The organism is Winogradskyella undariae, from assembly GCF_013285155.1.
Taxonomy (GTDB): domain Bacteria; phylum Bacteroidota; class Bacteroidia; order Flavobacteriales; family Flavobacteriaceae; genus Winogradskyella; species Winogradskyella undariae.
The window spans coordinates 183,124-207,240 of the sequence record NZ_JABTEL010000003.1 but is presented as its reverse complement, the minus strand read 5'-3'; the positions used below and the strand labels follow the sequence as shown (position 1 = coordinate 207,240).

Annotated in this window: 16 protein-coding genes; 10 read left to right on the top strand and 6 right to left on the bottom strand. The window is 31.4% G+C overall.

Going from position 1 to position 24,117, the window contains the following annotated elements; translation table 11 throughout:
- Positions 1 to 82: 82 nt before the first annotated feature.
- On the top strand, positions 83 to 2,251 hold the full coding sequence (locus HSX10_RS05380) for an FUSC family protein (protein ID WP_173587179.1): 2,169 nt from the start codon (positions 83 to 85) through the stop codon (positions 2,249 to 2,251).
- On the opposite strand, the gene HSX10_RS05375 is transcribed toward HSX10_RS05380, so the two are convergent.
- Positions 2,248 to 3,252, bottom strand: coding sequence for an App1 family protein phosphatidate phosphatase (locus tag HSX10_RS05375; protein ID WP_173587178.1), 1,005 nt, complete (start codon positions 3,250 to 3,252; stop codon positions 2,248 to 2,250). The two genes, HSX10_RS05380 and HSX10_RS05375, sit on opposite strands and share 4 nt — an antisense overlap.
- Before the next feature lie 165 nt (positions 3,253 to 3,417).
- On the opposite strand from HSX10_RS05375, the gene HSX10_RS05370 reads away from it, so the two are divergent.
- The 4 genes from HSX10_RS05370 (at position 3,418) to lspA (ending at position 9,211) form a co-directional block, all read left to right on the top strand.
- On the top strand, positions 3,418 to 5,973 hold the full coding sequence (locus tag HSX10_RS05370) for a S9 family peptidase (RefSeq protein ID WP_173587177.1): 2,556 nt from the start codon (positions 3,418 to 3,420) through the stop codon (positions 5,971 to 5,973).
- 134 nt (positions 5,974 to 6,107) lie between these two features.
- The gene (locus HSX10_RS05365; RefSeq protein ID WP_173587176.1) at positions 6,108 to 7,661 is read left to right on the top strand and encodes an NAD(P)/FAD-dependent oxidoreductase; all 1,554 of its coding nucleotides are present in this window, start codon (positions 6,108 to 6,110) and stop codon (positions 7,659 to 7,661) included.
- Between the two features lie 141 nt (positions 7,662 to 7,802).
- Complete coding sequence (gene fabD, locus HSX10_RS05360; protein WP_173587175.1) at positions 7,803 to 8,696, top strand: ACP S-malonyltransferase; 894 nt, start codon at positions 7,803 to 7,805, stop codon at positions 8,694 to 8,696.
- An 11-nt stretch (positions 8,697 to 8,707) separates the two neighbouring features.
- Positions 8,708 to 9,211: a signal peptidase II gene (lspA, locus tag HSX10_RS05355; RefSeq protein WP_217363235.1), complete on the top strand. Its 504-nt coding sequence runs from the start codon at positions 8,708 to 8,710 to the stop codon at positions 9,209 to 9,211.
- Here lspA and HSX10_RS05350 read toward each other — a convergent pair.
- The 3 genes from HSX10_RS05350 to HSX10_RS05340 all read right to left on the bottom strand — a co-directional run bounded on the left by HSX10_RS05350 (position 9,208) and on the right by HSX10_RS05340 (position 11,920).
- Complete coding sequence (locus HSX10_RS05350) at positions 9,208 to 9,399, bottom strand: hypothetical protein (RefSeq protein ID WP_173587174.1); 192 nt, start codon at positions 9,397 to 9,399, stop codon at positions 9,208 to 9,210. The genes lspA and HSX10_RS05350 overlap by 4 nt on opposite strands.
- Positions 9,400 to 9,652: 253 nt before the next feature.
- On the bottom strand, positions 9,653 to 10,672 hold the full coding sequence (gene galE / locus HSX10_RS05345; protein WP_173587173.1) for a UDP-glucose 4-epimerase GalE: 1,020 nt from the start codon (positions 10,670 to 10,672) through the stop codon (positions 9,653 to 9,655).
- Positions 10,673 to 10,759: 87 nt separating this feature from the next.
- Complete coding sequence (locus tag HSX10_RS05340; RefSeq protein ID WP_173587172.1) at positions 10,760 to 11,920, bottom strand: DegT/DnrJ/EryC1/StrS family aminotransferase; 1,161 nt, start codon at positions 11,918 to 11,920, stop codon at positions 10,760 to 10,762.
- Positions 11,921 to 12,044: 124 nt separating this feature from the next.
- Here HSX10_RS05340 and HSX10_RS05335 point away from each other — a divergent pair, with 124 nt between their 5' ends.
- The 5 genes from HSX10_RS05335 (at position 12,045) to HSX10_RS05315 (ending at position 21,289) form a co-directional block, all read left to right on the top strand.
- Positions 12,045 to 13,280: a 3-deoxy-D-manno-octulosonic acid transferase gene (locus HSX10_RS05335; RefSeq protein ID WP_173587171.1), complete on the top strand. Its 1,236-nt coding sequence runs from the start codon at positions 12,045 to 12,047 to the stop codon at positions 13,278 to 13,280.
- Between the two features lie 253 nt (positions 13,281 to 13,533).
- Positions 13,534 to 13,980 (top strand): hypothetical protein, encoded by a 447-nt coding sequence (locus tag HSX10_RS05330; protein ID WP_173587170.1) that lies wholly within the window; start codon positions 13,534 to 13,536, stop codon positions 13,978 to 13,980.
- Positions 13,981 to 14,088: 108 nt separating this feature from the next.
- Complete coding sequence (locus HSX10_RS05325; protein ID WP_173587169.1) at positions 14,089 to 17,382, top strand: tetratricopeptide repeat protein; 3,294 nt, start codon at positions 14,089 to 14,091, stop codon at positions 17,380 to 17,382.
- The gene (locus HSX10_RS05320) at positions 17,351 to 19,309 is read left to right on the top strand and encodes a transglutaminase-like domain-containing protein (protein WP_173587168.1); all 1,959 of its coding nucleotides are present in this window, start codon (positions 17,351 to 17,353) and stop codon (positions 19,307 to 19,309) included. Before HSX10_RS05325 ends, HSX10_RS05320 begins: the two co-directional genes overlap by 32 nt.
- Before the next feature lie 15 nt (positions 19,310 to 19,324).
- Entirely contained in the window at positions 19,325 to 21,289 is a 1,965-nt protein-coding gene (locus HSX10_RS05315; RefSeq protein ID WP_173587167.1) for a DUF3857 domain-containing protein, read from the top strand.
- A 5-nt stretch (positions 21,290 to 21,294) separates the two neighbouring features.
- On the opposite strand, the gene HSX10_RS05310 is transcribed toward HSX10_RS05315, so the two are convergent.
- Positions 21,295 to 22,299: a LacI family DNA-binding transcriptional regulator gene (locus HSX10_RS05310; RefSeq protein WP_173587166.1), complete on the bottom strand. Its 1,005-nt coding sequence runs from the start codon at positions 22,297 to 22,299 to the stop codon at positions 21,295 to 21,297.
- Between the two features lie 77 nt (positions 22,300 to 22,376).
- On the bottom strand, positions 22,377 to 23,948 hold the full coding sequence (locus tag HSX10_RS05305; RefSeq protein WP_173587165.1) for a T9SS type A sorting domain-containing protein: 1,572 nt from the start codon (positions 23,946 to 23,948) through the stop codon (positions 22,377 to 22,379).
- Positions 23,949 to 24,117: the final 169 nt, after the last annotated feature.

The following is a 24,117-nucleotide window of genomic DNA, read 5'->3' as shown; positions in this document are numbered from 1 at the left end:
TATTAAAATCATTTTAAATTTAATATCAAAACATCTCAAAGAATTATTAGAATTCTTTAAAAGTACTAGCTTTACAAAAGCAATGTTAGTTGGTATTGCAGTATCTACGCCGGTTATTTTAGGTATAGCGACTCAACAAGTTGAAATTGGTTTATCGCTTTGTTTTGGCGCAATTTGGTGTTCTCCTAGTGACACAAGCGGTAGCTTAAAAAACAAACAAATAGGCATACTCTTTTCTTCTTTTTTAGTCGTTATTGTTAGCTTTATTGGAGGCTATTTAAACATTTCAAATTTTTTATTATTCCCAATTTTAGGATTCCTAACATTTTGTATTGCATTCATTTCTATATATGGATTTAGAGCTTCTTTAATCAGTTTTTCGGGATTATTAGCACTGATTTTAAGTTTTGCACATATTTCTAAACATCTAGAAGTATACCAATATGCTTTATTAATTGGTGGTGGTGGATTATGGTATTTGTCATTATCTACAGTATGGCATTATATAAACCCTAAAGCACAAACCAAAGAAATATTAACAGAAACCTTCTTACTTACCGCTGAGTTTTTAAACATAAGACGACAACTTATTGGAGAACAACCAGACCGTGTTAATTTACAAAAACAACTAATTACCTTACAAAGTGAATTAACAGAACACCACGATACTTTACGTGAAATTTTAATTATATCTCGAAAAAACTCAGGAAAATCTAACTATCAAAACAAGCGATTATTAGTCTTTGTTCTTTTAGTCGAAATACTAGAAACAGCAATTGCAAACCCTGTAAATTATCATAAAATGGATGCCCTTTTCGCTGAACATCCTGAATTAAAAACTGATTTCCAAAAGTTAATTGAAGAACTATCGCGTCAGTTATCTGTTATTGCTCAAAATGATAAATCACAACAATTCCCTTCTAACAATATTCTTACAGAAAAATTTAAAACACTTAAAGAAGATGTAATAAAGCTTAAAAGTGAAAATCGTCCCGAAAACTACGAACGCTATTTAATGCTTCAAAACCTACTAGACTATCAAAATAAACAGATTGAAAAACTAAAAAAAATAAAATGGTTATTAGGTAATCCTGTACTTACAACTGAAGATCTCGTTAATAATGATAAATTAAAACGTTTTATTGTTTCCCCAGATTACGACCCTAAATTAGTACTCGAAAACCTAAGCTTTAAATCTACAATCTTCAAGCATTCATTACGATTAGCAGTTACTGTAATGTTGGGTTATGCCATTGGTTTACTATTCGATTTTCAGAATCCATATTGGATAATGTTAACCATAATCGTAATAATGAGACCAAGTTATGGACTTACAAAAAAACGTTCTAAAGACAGAACGATTGGTACATTAATTGGCGCAGCATTAGCAAGTGTTCTCGTCTTTTTAATTAAAGACCCCTATATTTTTGGAACCTTAGCCGTAGTTTCTTTAATTATAGCTTTTTCAATGGTTCAAAAAAATTACAAAGCTACTGCTACATTTATAACACTCAGCGTTATTTTTATTTATGCCATTTTAAAACCTAATGTTTTACAAGTCATTCAGTTTAGAGTTATTGATACCATAATTGGAGCTGTACTTTCTTTTATAACAATGCGATGGTTATGGCCTGCTTGGTCATTTATGGAAATAGGAGAAAACATTAAAGATGCCTTAAAAGCAAACATGACTTTCTTTGAATCGATAAGTAAATTTTATAAGAATAAAGGACCAATACCAACAAGCTTAAAAGTAAATAGAAAGGAAGCCTTTGTACAAATGTCTAATCTAAGCTCTACGTTTCAGCGCATGGCTCAAGAACCTCAGTCTAAACAAACCCATATCGATGATATTTACGAACTGGTAGTTCTTAACCACAGTTTTTTATCGTCTTTAGCTTCCATTTATACTTACATACAAAATCACAATACAACAAAAGCTTCTGAAGATTTTATATCAATATCAGACAGAATTGAGAGCAATATAAATACAACTTATAAGAATTTAAACCTGATTAATTTTGAAGTTTTAAGACCTAAAAAAGAATCTCAAAAAGCAAAACCTGCTCCATTTAATTTCTCTGTAGAGCATTTTACAAATATTGCAATCTCTCAATCTAATAATGAAAGTACGCATAGAGAAGTACATCTCATTTGGGAGCAATTATATTGGCTTTTTTCTCTAAGTGAAAAAATGCTTAAATTAACATCTAAGTATAAAACCGATAATTTTACACCATATTATTTTTAAGAGATAAAACCATGTTTTTTAGCATGAGCAATAGCTTGCTCACTACTTTCTACCATTAAGACTTGTGTGGTTTTATAGTTTTCTAAAAGTCCTTTAACACGGATCATTCTTTTTTTATGCTTAACACTGCGTAAGTAAATAGCTAAGATTCTATCCGGAAATTCTTCTGCAATCTCTATATAAATATCAGGATCGTGCTCACCGCTATCTCCTATTAATATAAAAGGCAAATCTGGATAGGTCTTTAAAAGGTTAAGAATTTCTTTTTGTTTTTGAGGTTTTTCATCTTGAGGTTTCCTTTTCAAAAAATTACTAAAACTTCGTAATAAAATTGGCCCTTTCGGAAAATCATTCTGTCTTAAAAAGAGTTCTAAGTAACGGTATAAATTCCAAGGACTATGACTTACATAAAAAATAGGATTTGCATTTTTCCCTGAAACTCCACGATGTAATTTATGATAAAATTCAGCAGATCCCTCTAAAGGAATTCTATTTTTAGCATGCTTAAATATTGAGTTATAAATGACGCGCCATTTTAAAATAGAGACAACTCCTGTATGCAATATAGTATCATCAATATCGCTAGCAACACCAAATTCTGCTTTAGTAGAAGGAATTAATAATTCACCAGGGAACTTATTCTTATTCTGAATTGTTCTTTTCAGCGTAACGTCATTATAAGAAAGTTCAAAGGATAACCAACCTTCTTCGTTGGTTAATTCACTTAAGTTTTCTAAAGTTTCTTCTGCAATAAAATATCCATTTTCATCTGTAGTAACCTTTATAATTTTATTATTGGGCAACTTTAAATCTAAACTAACATGCTTAATTTCATCGGTTTCAAAACGTTTCCAAGTATTCACTATAAGATGCCAAATATGTTGATTTTCTAAATCAATAGATTCATCCTCTAAAGCTCTACCTCTAGCGTAAAAGTGACAATTTGTTCCATAGCTCTGAAACGCTATAATCTGTAAAGGGTCTTTTTTTAACCAGCTCAACTCTATTGTGTTTTTAAAGGTTTGAAGATACTAAAATCATACTATAAGAAAAATGCTAATGAGATTAATTCGTTAGGCTAATGTTAAATCTTTTTAAACTTCATATTATTCAAAGTATTTTAGTCAGATATAGAAAATATCACACCTAAAACCAACCCACTAAGCATGCAAAGATTACTACTTCTACTACTTTTAAGCTTGTCAATTACTTCAATAAATGCACAGCAGAACGAACAAGAAAACACAACACCTACACCAAATTACAGAGCGGCAGCAAAATTCTCTCCAAACAACTTAGGGAAGTTAGTACACTCTACATCAGTAAGACCACATTGGTTAAAAAACGGCAATCAATTTTGGTACCAATACAAAACCACAGAAGGTTCTAAATACTTCATTGTTGATGCTGATAAAAAAAGCAAAAAAGAACTTTTTGACAATGAAAAAATGGCAAAGTGGTTAACTGAGATCACTAAAGATCCTTATGATGCACAGCATTTACCAAAGTTTAATTTCGAATTTGTAAAAAATGAAACAGCTATTCGTTTTTATGTTACTTCAACTGAAAAAATAGATGAAGATAAAAAAGACGAAGATTTAGATGAAGAAAAAGAGGATACTATAGAAACCGACTCTACAAAAACAGATAAAAAGGAAAAAAGAAAAACGAAGAAGGCTAAAAAAGTTAATAAAGTATATCATTTTGAATATCGTTTGGGTAGTAATAGCTTAACTGTTTTAGATAACAAAAAGAAGGAAAAAGAAGATTGGAAAAAATGGGCAAATATTGCACCAGACAGTTCTGTAGTTTTATTTTCTAAACATTACAATCTATATTGGATGGACAAAGAAAACTTTCTTAAAGCTGTAAAAAACGAAAAAGATTCAACTATTGTAGAAAATCAATGGACAAAAGATGGTGAGGAAAATTACGGTTTTGGAGGAAGCAGTCGTGGCCAAAACAATGAAGAGAAATTAAAGAATAAAGATAAACGTAAATCTGTACGTGGTATTTGGTCTCATGATTCTAAAAAGTTTGTTTTTCAAAGAACCGATTCTAGGCATATCAATGACCTATGGGTAATTAATACAACCTCTAGCAAGCGTCCTACTTTAGAAACCTACAAATATCATATGCCTGGCGAAGATGAATATTACAAAACAGAACTTCATGTTTTCGATATCCCTTCTAAAAGTAACATCTTAGTGCAACTCGATACGGTAAAACAACAAAGTGTTCAGGTGTATAGAGAACCAAGAAAAAAATCGAGTTACGATGATGATTTTACACCATCATTACTGCTATCTAAAAAAGGAAAAATCTATTACAATACTATAAGTAGAGACCGTAAAAAACTTGACATCTGTGTCGCAGACATCAATACAGGTGAAACTAAAGTTTTAATCGAAGAACGTTTTAATACCTATATAGAATCGCGTCCTTTAGTATTACTCAATAACGAAACTGAAATGCTACATTGGGCAGAACGTTCAGGTTGGGCACATTACTATTTATATGATACTGAAGGAAATTTAAAAAACGAAATCACCTCTGGTTCTTATCATGTTGAAAATGCTATTGGTGTAGATGAAAAAAGTAGAACACTTTACTTTAATGCACATGGCATTCCTAAAGATCAAGATCCGTATTACGAACATCTTTATAAAATTAATTTGAACGGAACAGGACTTAAAGCTTTAAATCCTGGTGACTATAATTCTAGTACAGACATGGCAGATTTTAACGGCTATTTTGTAAGTAATTATTCTAGAGTGAACACAGTTCCTAAATCAGAATTAAGATCGAATACCGGAAAACTAATCATGGAATTAGAAGAAGCGGACTTATCGCAACTTATGGCGGCGGGTTATCAATTTCCAGAGACTTTTAAGATGAAAGCAGACGATGGTATTACAGATATTTATGGTGTAATGTATAAACCTTTCGATTTTGATGACACTAAATCTTATCCTCTTTTAGAATACGTATATCCAGGTCCACAAACCGAAGCGGTTAACAAATCTTTTTCAGTTCGTATGGATCGTTTAGATCGTATGGCTCAAGTTGGTTTTATCGTGGTAACTACAGGGAATCGTGGTGGACATCCAGACCGTTCTAAATGGTATCATAATTATGGTTATGGAAACTTAAGAGATTACGGTTTAGCAGATAAAAGACATATTGCAGAACAATTAGCAGACAAACATGACTTTATTGATATTAATAAAGTAGGAATCTATGGCCATTCTGGTGGTGGATTCATGTCTACAGCTGCCATGTTAGTATATCCAGATTTCTTTAAAGCTGCAGTCTCTTCAGCAGGAAATCACGATAATAATATTTATAATAGCTGGTGGAGTGAAACACATCATGGTGTCCAGGAAGAAATGGATGAGGATGGAAATGTGAAGTACAAATACCTAATTGACACTAACCAATCTTTAGCAGAAAACCTTAAAGGGAATCTAATGCTAATTACAGGAGACGTTGATAATAATGTACACCCAGGAGGAACCATTCGTATGGCAAATGCTTTAATAAAAGCAAATAAGCGTTTCGATTTTATGCTAATGCCAGGACAACGTCATAGTTTTGGAGATATGACGGAATATTCATTTTGGTTAAGAGCAGATCATTTTAGTAAATACTTTCTTAATACCGAAGCAAAAAGTGTAGATATTACAGAAATGAACAGAGACCAGCCCAAAACAAAATCTTAATTTTATTTATTATAATTAATAAAGAGCCACGTTAAATAATGTGGCTTTTTTTATGCTTTACATTCAAATACGAATAGTTTAACTTATTACTATATAAAAGTTTTGAAAACATTTCTTTTCTTTAATTTTGCAACATGATAAAAGCCTTACAACTACGCATCAATTTACATCAAGAAGGACAACCAGACGGTTTGCTTAATAAAGCAGCTTACGATCTAGGCATAAAATCTTCTGAAATTACTGGAGTCAAGATTTTAAGAAAATCTATTGATGCACGTAAGCGAAATATTATGTTTAATTATAAGGTAGAGGTTTACATCAATGAACCAATGCCAGAAACTTCCGATTATCATTTTGATTATAAAGATGTTTCTAATGCAAAACCTGTGCATATTATTGGTTTTGGACCCGCAGGAATGTATGCCGCATTGCGTTGTATAGAATTAGGTTTTAAACCTATTGTTTTAGAACGCGGTAAAAATGTACAAGATCGTCGTCGTGATTTAAAAGCCATTAATCAAGATCATTTTGTAGATGAAGATTCTAATTACTGCTTTGGAGAAGGCGGAGCCGGAACTTATAGTGATGGTAAATTATATACCAGAAGTTTAAAACGAGGTGATGTCCGTAGAATTTTTGAAAACTTGGTTTATCATGGTGCAACGGATCAAATTCTAGTTGATGCACATCCACATATTGGGACTAATAAATTACCGAAAGTCGTTCAGAATATCAGAGAGAATATCATCAAATTTGGTGGCGAAGTTCATTTTGAAACTCGTGTTACCGATTTCACAATTAAGAATGATAAAATTGTTGCCATTCAACTTTTAAACGGAACAGAATTAGATACTGAAAAAGTGATTTTAGCCACAGGACATTCGGCTAGAGATATTTTCTATTTATTAAATGACAAGAAAATTAAATTGGAAGCTAAATCTTTTGCGATGGGAGTTCGTGTAGAGCATCCTCAAGAAATTATTGATGGCATTCAATATCACTGTGAAGGCAAACAACGTGATGAGTTATTACCTGCCGCATCTTACAGTTTAGTACAGCAAGTAAATGACAGAGGTGTTTATTCCTTCTGTATGTGTCCTGGTGGATTTATAGTTCCAGCAGCAACGGCAAACGGAGAAGTGGTTGTTAATGGCATGTCGCCTTCAAAACGAAATAATAAATTTGCAAACTCAGGGATTGTAACAGAAATTAATGCTGACAAAGATCTTTACAAATACGAACATTTTGGGCCTTTGAAAGCGCTTGAATATCAAAAAGATTTAGAACGTTTAGCGTTTACATCAGGAGGTCGAAGACAATCTGCACCAGCACAAAGACTAACCGATTTTGTAGAAGGTAAATTATCATCCAGCTTAAACGAAACCTCATACCAACCGGGATTAAAATCGGCACCTTTACATTCGTTATTACCAAAAATAATTGGTGGTTCTTTACGAAAAGGATTTAAAGCTTTTGGCGAAAAAATGAAAGGTTATTATACGGAAGAAGCTAATATTATTGGTGTAGAATCGCGTACCTCATCGCCTGTAAGTATCCCAAGAACAGAAACTTTAGAACATCCTGAAATCACTAATTTATTTCCTTGTGGAGAAGGTGGTGGTTATGCTGGTGGTATTGTTTCTGCTGCAATGGATGGAGAGCGTTGTGCAGAAGCCGCTTGTGTGTAATTATTATTTCTAGATTTAATTAATATAAACCTATTATTCATTGGTATAAAATAATTAGATACTAAGATGTTAAGACCAATGTTGTCTTTCTTCTTTTTCAAGATATTATTCCTATTTTTACAACTTCAAAAATCAAAAAAAATGAACGCATATATATTTCCAGGTCAAGGTGCTCAATTCTCAGGAATGGGATTAGATCTTTACGAAAATTCACCTTTAGCACAAGAATTATTTGAGAAAGCTAATAAAATTTTAGGCTTTCATATTACAGATATTATGTTTGAAGGATCTGCTGAAGACTTAAAAGAAACAAAGGTTACACAACCTGCTATTTTTTTACATTCAGTAATTTTAGCAAAAACACTTGGTGACAGCTTTAAGCCAGATATGGTTGCTGGTCATTCTCTTGGAGAATTTTCTGCTCTAGTTGCCGCTGGTGCTTTAACTTTTGAAGACGGATTAAAATTAGTTTCTCAAAGAGCCCAAGCGATGCAAAAAGCTTGTGAATTACAACCTAGTACAATGGCTGCCGTTTTAGGATTAGAAGATGCTGTTGTAGAAGACGTTTGTAAAACTATTGAAGGAATTGTTGTTCCTGCTAATTATAATTGCCCAGGACAACTAGTAATTTCGGGAGAAATTGAAGCTATAAATAAAGCTTGCGAAGCTTTAAAAGAAGCTGGAGCTAGACGTGCTTTAGTACTACCGGTTGGTGGAGCTTTTCATTCGCCTTTAATGGAACCAGCTCGTGAAGAATTAGCCGCTGCCATAGAAAACACAACATTTAGTAAACCAAATTGCCCAATATATCAAAACGTTACGGCTTCTGCCATTACAGATGAAAACGAAATTAAAGCTAATCTAATTTCTCAATTAACTGCACCTGTACGCTGGACGCAATCTGTACAACAAATGATTACTGATGGCGCTACTCTTTTCACTGAAGTTGGACCAGGTAAAGTTTTACAAGGCTTGGTGAAGAAAATAAATCGAGAAGCACAAACAGCAGCAGCTACTTTTGAAGCCAACGCTTAAATCTAAAGATTTTGAATAGGAATTTATTTATTACACTCCTTATTATATTTAACATTGCCATTGACCAAATATCAAAGGTGATTGTGAGAACCACAATGATTAAAGGTGGAAAAGGACAAATCAACGTTATAAAAGACTATTTTCAACTTATTTGGGTTGAAAATAAAGGTGCCTTTTTAGGTATGGGTAGCGACATGAACCCAACTTTAAGATTGGTTTTCTTATTAGTCTTACCAACGCTTGTATTAGGTTATGTTATCTATTACATTCTTAAGACAAAAGAATTAGACCGCATGAGCCTTATTGCTTTTTGTTGTATTGTAGGAGGAGGCATAGCCAATGTCTTCGACCGTATTGCATTCGGCGAAGTCACTGATTTTTTCTATATAAACTTAGGTGGTATTTTTAGAACAGGAATCTTTAATGTTGCTGACCTTTCGGTAACCACAGGTATGATTATACTACTTTTTAGTGGTATATTAAACAACAAGAAAAAAGAAAAGGCTGTTAATTAACGTGCCAATTGGCAGTCTTCACAATCTTTAATTTCTCCGTAATAAGTTTCACGATACTTGTGAAGTGTTCTGTAAGGGATACTTAAAAATTGTTTTTTGATGTAAGTGACATTAGTTTGTAATGCACCCATTTTTTTCGTGAAACGACCTTCAATTTTGGTCTCTCTTTTAATACTAATCAATTTCATGTTATTCAATTATCATTCCGTGCAAAGAAACGGTTTTAGATAACCAACTCCAAGAAATCAATGTTAAATACTGATTAACAAGCTATTGTATTACGACATCAGAGGTTAGAGTCAATAAACTTAGCATATTCTTAGTTTACTTTAAACTCCATTACACATTCGATAATTGAAAAAAGTACTAAAAAGTAAAATCCATTACTCATTTGAGTAATGGATTTTAAAATTTCATCTCTTAAAAAAACAAAATAGAAGCTTATTTCGCTCTAATTTTTTGTTCCCATTTCCAAGCTGCAGACATCGCATCATCTAATGTTAATTCTGTTTTCCAACCTAATACATTATTGGCTTTAGACGTTTCAGCATAAGCAGCTGTAACATCTCCTTCTCTTCGATCTACAATCTTGTAATTTAAAGCTTTACCAGAAACACGTTCAAAAGATTGAACGGCTTCTAAAACAGTACTTCCTGTTCCTGTACCAAGATTAAAAAACTCATAATTAGATTCATTTTTCACATCTAATAAACGTTGTAAAGCCAAAACATGTGCTTTTGCTAAATCCACCACATGAATATAATCTCTAACACAAGTTCCGTCTGAAGTTAGGTAATCTCCACCAAACACAGAAAGTTGTTCTCGCATACCAATAGCTGTTTGCGTAATATATGGCACTAAGTTTTGAGGAACTCCTAGTGGTAATTCTCCTATTTCTGTTGTAGGATGCGCACCTATAGGATTAAAATAACGTAAAGCAATTGCTTTAATATCCTTATTAACACGACATGTATCTCTTATAATTTCTTCACCAATCTGCTTTGTATTTCCATAAGGTGATTCCGCTGGTTTTACAGGAGCATTTTCAGTAATTGGTAACTCATCAGCTTGTCCGTAAACCGTACAAGACGAACTAAAAATAAAATTTTTATGACTTAAGCCTTTCAATTCCTGAAGCAAATAAATTAATGTTGTTATGTTATTTTCATAATACATTAAGGGTTCTGCAACACTTTCACCTACAGCTTTATTGGCTGCAAAATGAATCATTCCTGCAATATCATTATGACGTTTAAAAAAATCTTGAACGTCAGACTTCACCTTTAAATCCAACTTTTCAAAAATTGGTTTTTTATTGGTAATTGCGGTTATCCCGTCTAACACATCAATAGTAGAGTTAGACAAATTATCTATAATAACTACTTCATAGCCTTCATTCTGTAATTCTACAACGGTATGAGAGCCAATAAAGCCTAAACCGCCTGTCACTAAAATTTTCATGTGCTTTTATATATTACTTTTGAAAGTTACATGCTATTATATCAATCACATTTAAGTGATAAACTATTTAACACGCTTATTTCTTAATTATTTATTTGTCGCTATAAAATTTAAAACTGTACTTGTAATAAATTCAATTTGATCATCTTCTAATTCGGTATGCATTGGTAAAGAAATTACCGACTTAACTAACTGATTTGTTACTGTAAAATCAGCTTCATTATAACGCTCATCTAAGTAAGCTTTTTGTCTATGCAATGGAATTGGGTAATATACACCACAAGGGATATTCTGCGCTTGTAAATGCGATACCAAAGCATCTCTATCTACATCTTTTAAATTTAATGTATACTGATGAAACACATGGCAATCACAAGTCTCACAAATCCCACCACACTCTGTTAATCCAGTAGGTGTAACAATATTTGGATGATTTTTAAAAGCCTCATTATATTTTATAGCAGTACTTCTTCTTGCGGCATTATAAGTATCTAAATGTGGTAATTTAGCATCTAAAACTGCGGCTTGAATTGAATCTAAACGAGAATTTACACCAACTACATCATGATGATAACGTTCGTACATACCATGATTTACAATACCTCTAATGCTATGTGCTAATTCGTCGTCGTTTGTAAAAATTGCACCACCATCTCCATAACATCCTAAGTTTTTAGAAGGAAAAAATGATGTTGAAGCTGCATGACCTATTGCACCTGTTTTGGTTTTAGAACCATCTTTATGGGTATATTCTGCTCCAATACCCTGCGCATTATCTTCAATAACATATAAATTATGTTCTTTGGCTAAATCCATAATTGCATCCATATCGGCTGGTAAACCAAATAAATGTACAGGTACAATTGCTTTTGTTTTTGGTGTAATGGCTTTTTTAATTGCTTCTACATCAATATTAAAAGTTACAGGATCTACATCTACTAAAACTGGAGTTAATTGTAATAATGCAATAACTTCAACGGTTGCTGCAAATGTGAAATCTGCTGTAATTACCTCGTCACCTGGCTTTAAACCCAAACCCATCATTGCAATCTGTAACGCATCGGTACCGTTTGCACATGGAATAACGTGTTTAACACCTAGATAGTCTTCAAGATTTTTTTGAAACTGATGAACTTTTGGCCCATTAATAAAAGCGGCACTATCCATTACTTCTTGAATAGAAGGATCTATTATATCTTTAATTTTGGCATATTGACTTTGTAAGTCAACCATTTGTATTTTTTTCATTCTGAAGATTACATTTTAATGTGTAAATAAACAAGCTAAAAGCTCTAAGCGAAAATACGAAATTGTAAGCGCTATAGCAACGTAATTAATTGAAAGAAATGTATTTTAGCATAAATCTTTTCTTTTGAAACTACTCTACTCTATAGGAATTTATATTGCAAGTTTTATTATTCAATGCTTATCATTATTCAATTCTAAATTGAAGCAAGGTGTTGTTGGTCGAAAAAACACCTTCTTAAAGCTTAAAAATGCGATTAACCCTGAAAATAAAACATTTTGGTTTCACTGCGCATCATTAGGAGAATACGAACAAGGCTTACCTGTTTTTGAAGCTTTAAAAGTGAAGCATCCGGATTATAAAGTAGTCTTATCTTTTTTCTCACCATCGGGTTATGAAATTCGAAAAAACTCTAAAATTGCAGATGTTGTGGTTTACCTTCCGCTTGACACTTCTGCAAATGCTAAACATTTTTTAGACTTAGTTAATCCTGATTACATACTATTTGTGAAGTATGAAATCTGGCCAAATTTCTTAAACGAAGTAAAAAAACGCAACTTAAATGCTATTCTTATTTCTGCTGTATTCAGAAAAGATCAAGCATTCTTTAAATGGTATGGCAGCTACATAAAATCTGCATTATTTGCCTTTAAACATATTTTTACTCAAAATGAAAATTCGAAAACATTACTTGAAAGCATTAATTATAATTCAGTTTCCGTTTCTGGAGATACTAGATTTGACAGAGTTTCTAACCAGCTAAAAGTTGATAATTCGGTTTCGTTTATTGAAAGGTTTAAAAATGATCATTTATGTGTCGTTTTTGGTAGTAGTTGGCCAGAAGACGACAAATTATATTTAGACTATATTAATGAAACAACAAATTCTGAAGTGAAATTTATTATAGCACCCCATAATATGAAACCGAGCTATATTTCTTCTTTAAAATCACAATTAAAAGTAAAGACTATTTGTTTTTCAGAATTAAAACCCGAAGATAATTTAGCAAATTTCAACGTATTTATTCTTGATACTATTGGCTATCTAAGCAAAGTTTATAGCTATGCAGATATTGCTTATGTTGGTGGTGGAGCTGGCACAACAGGACTTCACAATATATTAGAACCAGCTGTTTTTGGCATTCCGATTCTTATTGGTGAAAATTACGAGAAATTCCCAGAAGCTAAAGCACTTATTGACTTAAGAGGTGTAACTAGTTTAGAAAATTCTACTGTTTTTGGCTCTACACTCAATGCTTTATTAACAGATGATGTTTTAAGAAAAACACAAGGGCAGATTACGAAATCTTATATAGAATCTAACAAAGGTGCTGTGCATAAAATTATGGCGTATTTGAATTGATTATGAATCGAATTCTTCTACTTAAAATTTATAAAAATTGCAGACCTTCATGAATCTCACAAGAGAATTATTATAGATAAATAGGTTTATAATTTTAGTATTAAAAAAATAATTAACGTTACCAACATCCAAATTCATAATTACATCCGTATGTATGAATGATATATGTCGAATTAATCTATAAAACCAATTAATAATTCGCATTAATTATTATTTTCGTATTTTAACATTAATTAACATAAAAACTATTAAAATGAAAAGAGTTGTATTAAGTTTAGCACTAGTTGCTGTTTTAGGGTTATCATTTACATCTTGTAGAGATACAAAAGAAAAAACTGAAGACAAAATTGATAACGCAATGGATGAAGCAGGTGATGCTATTGATGAAGCAGGTGATGCTATCGATGAAGCTGTAGACGATGCTGCAGAATCTTCTAGCGAAGCTATAGATGATGTTACTGAAGCTGCAAGTGATGCTGCTGATAGTATTGAAGAAGGAGCTGAATCTATGTCTGATGACGTAAATGAAACGATTAGCGATGCTAAAAAAACTGGAAGTGATGCTCTTGAAAACGCTAAACAAACAGGTAGTGATGCTGTTGATAAAGCAAAAGAAGCTGGAAATACAGCTGTAGAAGATGCTAAAAAAGCTGGTACTGACGCTAAAACTAAAGCGGCTGATAAAATTAAAGGTCTATAATAAGCTTAGACTTATAAAAGAAAAAAGCCTGATGAAAATCAGGCTTTTTTTTGTGCTTTTAACTTAGGTATTGTTATATTGCTTCCATTAATAATAAGCTCTATCTCAATGAAAAACATCTACCTAATTACCTTTTTACTTTTCAACTTAACCTTAATTTCTCAAGAAAAAATCCCCTATGTCAATTATGACGACATCTCAGCTGAAGTTTTAAAATTCGCAGAAAACAAAGACTATGATTCTCTCATAGAATCTCTAAATAAGATAAACAAAAATGACTCTACATACGCTAGTGTTTTAACTTCGAAATCTTATTATTTAATTCAACAAAAAAATTACAAAGAGGCCATTAACGTAACAAACGAAGGTCTATCTCTAGACAATGATAGTGGCATTAACTTATTTTTCTACATCAATAAAGGTGTTGCTCTGGAGCAATTAGAAAAATACCAAGAAGCATTATCGTTATATAATGAGGCTCTTCAACTATTCCCTGCCAATCATAAATTATGGTTCAATAAGGCTTCCGTTTATGAAAAACTCAATGATATTCCTAAGGCTATTGAAGCCTATAAAAAAGTAATTTCAATAAGCCCACTTTATAGAAATGCACATTTAAATTTAGGGAATTTATGTTACGAACAAAATCTAACAACTCAGGCTTTAATGGCTTACAACATGGCAATATTAGTTGAGCCAGACTCTGAGCGTGCATTTGCACTATTAAAATACCTCAACGAAATTATTTCGAGTAAAAATGAAAATGAAAGAAATGAAGATTTAACTATTTCTGAAGATGATGATGCTTTTGAAAATATAGATCTTATTCTTGATAATAGAATTGCTTTAAACGGAAAATACAAAGTTGATAATGAAATTGATATCGCATTGGTAAAACAAAACCACGCCATGTTAGAACAGCTTGATAATTTTGAAGGTAATGGTGGTTTTTGGGATCTTCACTATGTACCCGTTTTTAAATGGATTAAAGAAAATGAACAATTCGATAATTTTATATACACATTAGCATATTCCATTAAAAATGAAAAATATAAAAAACTCGTCACAAAAAAAGAGGATGATATTACCAACTTCTTAAGCCTTTTAATTACAAAATTATATGATGTAATGGCTCCACAGCAAGTAACACTAAATGGTGAATCAAAAATTATCACTAATTATTACTCTAATCTCATCCTTCAAGCCCAAGGACAAATGGATGGTGAATTATCAATTGGAGAATGGATTTTTTACGATGAAAACGGAAAAATATCAGGAAAAGGAAATTATAATAATAAGGGAGAACGCGAAGGAAACTGGTCTTGGTATCACGAAAATGGAAAATTAAAAGAAACTGCCGTTTATGCTAAAGACATCCTAAATGGTGAAAACAAATCTTGGTACGACAATGGTCAACTTTATTATGACACTAACTTTAAAGATGGTGAATTTGATGGAGAATACACTTATTACCTTGCTACAGGAGCATTAAAACAGAAAAAATATTTTAAGAATAATGTATTAGATGGTAAATACTTGGAATACTTCGATGTTGGAGAAAAAATCCTTGAATTTGATATCGATTACGTCAATGACGAAGCTCAGAATAACACTCTAGAATTTTTTGCAAATGGAAATACTTATTCTAATATCCAATTTAAAAATGGAGAACGTAATGGCATAGAAACTCAATACTATATCAATAAACAAAAATCATTAGAAGCCACTTATGTCAATAGTGTTCTTAATGGCCCTTACACAATGTACCATTCTAATGGACAAATAAATCAAAAAGGGCAATATAAAGATGGTGTTCTTAATGGTTTATGGAAAATTTATTATAGAAACGGAAATATAGAAACGGAAATTGAATATGACGAAGGTAATCAAACCGGCACTTCTAAAAATTACGATAAGGACGGTACATTACACTATGAGTTTGATTATAAACGTGGTGAATTTATTGGATATAGATATTATGACAAAACAGGAAATATAATAACTGAAAACAGAAAAAAAGGAGGTGAATTCTATTTTAAAGGACTCCACGCCAACGGAAACATAATGTCTGAAGGAAATTACGACATTAAAGGTGGAAAAATGGGAAATTGGAAATTCTTTAAAGAAAATGGAACACGCTCCGAAGAAGGAGAATACAAAGACAACCTCCCGATTGGCATTCACAAAACGTATTACATAAGTGGCAATACTGAAAGTATTTCTGAATATAAAGACGGAAATTTAATGGGGTATTTTAAAGCATTTCATGACAATGGAAAACTACAAACCCAAGGATGGAATAAAGATGGTTACCGCAACGGCGAATGGAGATATTACAATACCGATGGTAATCTTATAGATATTAGTTTTTATCACAATGATCAATACCATGGTAAACAACAAGAATTTGGTGTAAATGGCGATCTAACGAGAGAAACATTTTATACCTATGGAAAATTAACAAAGGAAATTATCTACAATCATAAAAACGAAATCAATCAGACTATAGATTATAAATCAGAAAACACTAGAACTCTAACTGTAAACAATTATAATGGTAACAAAGAGATGGAGATTGACTATGTAAATGGAGTTAAACATGGTAATTATAAAAGTTATGCCCTTGATGGAACCGTATATGCAACGGGGTCTTATTTAAATAATTCGATTGACGGCGAATGGACTTGGTATTTCCCTGATGGAAGTGTAAGATATACAGAAACCTATGTTAACGGAAATGAGAATGGTAAATCGTATCGTTACTTTGAAAACGGGCAGATTGATGATGATATGACTTACGATTATGGCATTAAAAATGGTGAATGGCTTACCTATCATGAAGATGGTATTATTTATAAAAAAACAAACTATCTAAATGGAGACCTACATGGACGTAACGAATTTTACAGCCCTAAAGGAAAATTACAACTTATAAGATTTTATGATTATGGCACGCTTATAGGTTATTCTTATTTAGATTCATCTGGCAAAGAAAAAGAAATGATTCCTTTAGTTAATGAAACAGGGAAAATTGAAGCCTATTTTGACAATGGAAAACCATCGAGAACAATGGAATACCTTAACGGTCAACTTACAGGTTCATATTTAGCATATTATTATTCTGGTGCTTTAGAAAATGAATTATTCTATATAAATGATGAGTCTCATGGTGCAGATATAGAATACTATGAAAATGGTACCGTTAAGAGAAAAATAAATTACAATCACGGAGAAGTACAAGGTCTACTTGTATCTAATTACCAAAATGGTAACTTAAAAGAATCTGCTAATTATATCACAGGAGATTTACATGGTGAGCGTAAATATTACAATGAAGCAGGTCAATTAACTAAAACAGATTACTATTTCAATGATTCAATCTATAAATCAGAAACAAAATAAAACGAAGCAATTCAGTTTTATAATTTTATTAGTAAGCTCTTTTTTGTTTGCTCAAGCACAGCATTCAGAGGAATTTAAGATCTTAAAAGATAAATACCCAGAATCTACTTTTGTTAGGTTAATGGATGAAATAAATATTTCTATCAAATTAAAAGATAATGAAGTAGAAATAAAACAACATTTCATTGAAGAAGACCTTTATTTAGATGATACAGCTACATATGGTTCTAAAAAATCATTAGACTTTTCTTCATTTTTTGAACTAGAATCTGTGGAGGCAACATCTTATCAATTTAAAGATGGAAAATACAAATCTTATAAGGTTGAAAATTTTATTGAAAAAGATGAAATGGGTGATTCTTTTCATGACGATACAAAATCACTTAATTTCATCTACTCAAACTTAGCCCAAGGTGGTAAAACAAAATTAGAGTATACCGAAATTGTAAAAAACCCAAGATTCTTAAGTCCTATTTATTTTGGCAACTTCTACCCTATTAAAACAAAAAAAGTCACCTTAGTTGCTGATAAAGAATTCAACTTTAAATTTCTAGAATTTAATACTGAAGGTTATGATATTAATTTTAAAAAAGAAGAGAAACGCAGTTCAAACATCTATACTTGGGAAATTAAAAATGTGAACGAAATTAAATATGAGAGCAATGTTCCAACGTATAAAAAAGTACTGCCACACATCGTTCCTATTATCACGTCTTACAATAATGAAAACAAAAAAGTAAAAATATTAGACAATGTATCTGACTTATACAACTGGTACTTTTCTATGGTTAAAGATATTAATCAGCAACCAACAGATAAATCTCTAGTATCGCTAGTTAAAGAGATTACAAAAGACAGTAAAACGGATTTAGATAAGGTAAGAGCCATATACTATTGGACGCAACAAAACATAAAATATATTGCTTTTGAATACGCCTTAGGAGGCTTTATTCCAAGAGAAGCTAATGATGTATTCAATAAAAAATATGGAGATTGTAAAGACAATTCTAGCATACTTTTCGAAATGCTTAAAACCGCAGGATTAAAAGGTAATTTAACTTGGATAGGAACCAGAGCTATTCCTTACACATACACAGAACTACCAACACCAATGGTAGACAATCATATGATTCTTACGTATTCTGAGAATGGAAAAACTTACTTTTTAGATGCTACGGGCCGTTATTTAGCTTTAGAAATGCCTTCTTCATTTATTCAAGGAAAAGAAGCTTTGATAGGAGATGGTGAAGGTAAATTTAAAATTGAAACGGTGCCTGTTATGTCACCAAAAACAAATGCTTATACAGAAAATTCTACACTAACAATAAACGAGAATCAACTCTTAGGAAAGGGCGAAAACACCCTATCTGGTTATTATAAAATTGACTTCTTTAATCAATTAGAATACAATAATTCTGAAAAAGAACTAAAAGCCTATTATACTGTAAAGTTAAGAAAGGGGAATAATAAGTTTATAATTAATGATTTTAAAGAAACTAATAAGTATAGCTACGATGAAGATTTTAAGATCAACTATGATTATACAATTAGTGATTACGTGAAACAACTTGATGACGAAATTTACGTGAATCTAAACCTGAATAGAACTCTTACAAATTATAAAACTGAAGATGATAGAGAGAATGAAATTGAGGTAGACTACAAATGTGAGTATACCTTTAATAACATTTTAGAAGTCCCAGAAAATTATAGTATTGATTATATCCCTGAAAATTTTGAACTAAAAAATGATTACTTCAGCTGTCTAATTACATACCAATTAGAAGACCATAAAATCACCTATAATCAGCAGTTAATAATGGATTACATAACGTTAACCCCCGAAGAACAAAAAATAGTTAATACTGCTATTAAAAAAGTTGAAAAGCAATATAAAGAAACAGTCGTTTTAAAAAAATCGCACTAAACTAAAAACCACATCATGAAATCAATCAAATTAAGTTTACTTGCCTACTTCTTAATAATAACTACAGCATATAGCCAAGCTTTTTACGAAAGCTATGATTGGGACAAAACACCACAATACAATTCAAATAATTATGCTAACGAAAATTTAGTTGCAGCTAAAGATAAAATCACAACAGAATTTTATTTCACGACAGACCAACAGTTTGTAGAGTTTTATTTAGAACACAAAGCTTACTATCTTAATTCTGAAGAAGCAATAGAGGATTATAACAAAATTTATTTACCATACGATTCAGACTCAGAATTAATGGTAAGTAAAGCTAGAGTAATCACGCCGTCCGGTAAAATAATAGACCTAGACGATTCTAAAATATTAACAGCAACTGATGACGAAACAGAACGAACCTATAAGTATTTTGCTTTTGAAGGTATTGAAAAAGGAAGCTTTATAGAATACATGTATGTCGTAAAACGAAGCCCATCTTACAGTGGTAAGCGTGTAAGTTTTCAGAATGAATATATAAACAAAAATGTTGAATTTGACCTTTACGCTCCTTCTAACTTAATTTTTAAATTTAAGAGTTATAATGGATTGAAAGATATTGAAACGGACACTATAATTGAAACCAAAAATCATTGGTCTTTAAAACTCTCTGAAGTAAAAAAATTAGATAACGAAACACAAGCGCTTTATTCTGCTAACCGACAATTTATAATTTATGCCTTAGACAGCAATACGGCCAATAATACTAAAGATATTACTTCATATAGTTCAGTTGCTCAAAACTTGTATGACTTCTATCATGCAGAACTCTCTAAAAAAACTAAAAAAGCACTTATTAATCTTATTAAAGACCTAAAAATTAAAGACGATGCTGATTTTGATACAAAAATTAAAACTATAGAAAATTACATTAAAACAACAATCTATGCTGCAGAATATAGTAGTGCCAAATTATCCGATTTAGAAACTATTATAAAAGATAAAGTAGCAAGTGATAAAGGCTTATTAAAACTATATATCGCTTTATTTAATGAGCTGAATATAAAACAAGATATGGTGATAACTTGTAGTAGAGAATTTATGCGTTTTGACAAAGATTTTGAAGCTAATATTTACCTACAAGACATCCTTATATACTTTCCTAAGACAAAAAAGTATTTAGCGCCTAATGAAAATGATTCGCGTTACGGTTTTCCTCCTGGTTACTTAACCGATACTTATGGCCTTTTTATTAAACAAGTTAAAGTTGGTGATTTTGTTTCTGCTGTAGGAAAAATTAAAACTATAAAACCTGTTGATGCATCACTATCTAAAGACAACATGGTTATTGGTGTTAATTTTGACACAGAAGATATCTCAACAACAAACATAACATTGAGTAGAGCAATGTCTGGATACTACGGCATGTTTATTCATCCTTTTATAAATTTAGTTAAGCCAGAATTAAAAAAAGAGTTAGTAGAAGGGTTTGCTAAAAACTTAAATGAAAGTGTCACTATTAATGATTCTAAAATAGATAATGACAACCCTGATTTATTCGGAATAAAGCCTATTATTTTTAATGTCGATTTTACATCAGATGCTTTTGTAGAAAAAGCAGGTAATAAGTACTTATTTAACGTTGGCGCATTAATAGGATCTCAAATGGAACTTTATCAAGAAAGCGAAAGAGTTTTACCATTAGAAAATGAATTTAAACGTACTTACGAAAGAACAATAAACATTACGATCCCTAAAGGATATACCATTGCAAACTTAGAAGATATTAACTTTGATAATGAATATATTGAAAAAGGAAAAACAATATTAAGTTTTAAATCTTTTTACGAATTAAATGATAATGTTCTTAAAATCACAGCAGATGAATATTACAAAACCAATCACATACCTGTAGCTATTTACGAAGACTACAGACGCGTAATTAATAGCGCAGCTGATTTTAATAAAGTAACCTTAGTCTTAGTAAAAGAATAACATAATTACTTAACAGACTCACTTAATTTAAGTTCACTTGGCACCATAATAGTTTGCAATTCTAAATCTTCATTATTGATATTATCTATCAATAATTTAGTAGATATTTCTCCTATTTTGTGTGCCTTCTGATGTATAATTGAAATTTTAGGACTCGATAATACTTGAGTATGCTCATAACCAAAACCAACAACAGATAAATCTTCAGGTATTTTTATACCCAATTTTTTAGCCATATTAATGGCAACAATTCCAGTAACATGATCAATAGACAATATAGCGTCTATTGAAGGGTTCGCTTTTAAATATTTACATATTTTTTCTTCAATATCCATATCAAGCGCATTATCTAAATTTAGAATATTAACGTCAAGATTATGATCTTTAAGAGCCTTAGCATACCCCTCAATTCTTAGTTTCCCTACGCTTAATTCTTCTATATTACTAACCATAAGAATATGCTTCCTTTTATCATTAACAATTAAATGCTCAGTAGCGTCATATACAGATTGAAAATCATCTACAATGACTTTATTACATTCTATATCATCTACAATCCTATCAAACATTAATACAGGTTTTTTACTATTTATAGTAGAGACTATATGATCAATTTCTCCCTTTACTTGACTCTCTCTTGCTACAGCTATAATAAAGCCATCAACACTTCCATTAGCAAGTAACTCTAAACTTCGTTTTTCCTTATGTAAAGTTTCATTTGAAAGACAAACAATAATATCATAACCACTTCGGGTCGCCTCCATTTCTATACCATGCAATACTTCAGCAAAAAAAGGATTTGTAACTGTTGGAAGAATAACACCGATCGTTTTTGACTTATTTGTTTTTAATTGTTGCGCTATTCTATTTGGTTTATAGTTTAGTTTAGTCGCTAATTCCTTGACACGTACTCTTGTTTTTTCACTAATTTCATGGCTATCATTTAGTGCCTTTGAAACTGTTGAAACCGATATATTTAAAAGTGCTGCTAATTCTTTAAGTGTTGTCATTATTTAAGCTTTTTCGTTAAAATAAAAAAGAGCGTATAATATACGCTCTTTAATATTAGTATTAACAATTATTTAAACTAGTTTTTTACCAGTTTTATTGTTTTAGTTCCATTTGCTGATATAATCTTAGCAAGATAAATTCCTTCATTTAATTCTGAAGCATTAATTACAACCTCAGCAGAATTAGGATTTAAAGATAGAACTTGTTTACCTAAGATATCAAAAACTTGCACTAAACTAATGTTTTGATTGTTAGTTTTTACATTCCAAACTGAATTTGTTGGGTTTGGATATACACTAACATTTCCTAATTCAAATTCGTCTGTACTTAATACCGTTGGTGCTCTATATACATATAGGTTATCATACCAAACTTTACTAGGAAGGTTAGAAGTGATTCCAAACTCTTTAAAACCAGTAAAAGTTGTTAAATCAACAGGGATATCAATTGACATCCAACTACCAGCTACTAAAGCAGGAGAAGAACCAGCATTTAAATTAATTTCGAATGCTGCACCACCTGGTTGGTTTACAAGTTTCAAATTAAAAACAGAAGAAACTAAATCAGTACCAGCTTCAATGTATACATCAACATGTAAATTAGTACCAGCAGCAGTATTAAAAGTACTAGCATCTACAGCTGTGTCTAATACAATTCCTTGACAAGCATTATTTAAGTATTTTTGAGTTGGGTTACCAAAAATCATAACTTCTTGAACCGAAGAAAATCCACACCAACCTGCATCAAAAGTACTTGCAACATCCGTATAAGCATCACTGTACAACGAAATAACATCCCAATCATTTCTAGCTATTGGATCTGCTGCTGCTGAAGGAGGTCCTTCAAAAATAAACGAAACAGTATAGGTTTCTGTAAACATTCCATTTTGTGAAACAACCACAACCGTTGCATCACCTGGAAGTACAGTAGCTTGAGTTATAGTTACAGATGTTGCTGTTGCATCTGTTGAAGTCGCAGCAGTAATTTGAGGAATATCTGTTATTCCAGGAGCTAAACCATAAGTGTAATCAAAAACACCAGAATTAAAACCACTAATTGTAGAAGCATCAATTTGTAAATCACTTAAAGTAGCGTCTGATCCAGGTGCCGTTGGATTTTTCCAAAAATATAAGTTATCTACATAAATACCTTCAGTAGTTCCATTACCATTGTCAAACTTAAATTGAATAGTATTTGATATGTCTCCAGTAATTCCTGATACAGGAATATCAACGCTTGTCCATGTGCCTGATCCTGCATTTGTTATTGGATGAGCAATTTCTACTCCTGAACTAATTACAAATACATTAGGATTAAATGTCCCATTTATCCAAATATCTACATGTAAATATTCCATAGCTGAAATATTTTGAGCACTTCCAAACTGAACTCCTTGATAATTAAAACTTGGATATGCTAACACTAAGTTACCTGTACCAGGGTCAAAAGCAGTATTTGCTACACCAAAACCAGATTGTCCCCAATTTGGATTAAAATCTGTTCCCGAAACATCTGTATACGCATCACTGAATATAGAAATCACATCTGCGGTCTCTCTTGCTGGAGGAGTTCCCGCATTATCTGTTGGCGTTTGGGCGAACCCAAATGTTACTGCCAATAGCATAAATAAAAAAGTAAATTTTTTCATAATCATTGTTTTTGTTTATTTGTTAATTTTTGTTGAAAATACTATTTAAATAGGTTATTTTTATGATATTAATAAAATTACGCAATATTTTTTAAGTATTACACAATTTTAACACTACTTAAAATATACAAATAGGCACCTATTTCTATTACAAAGTATAAATACATAA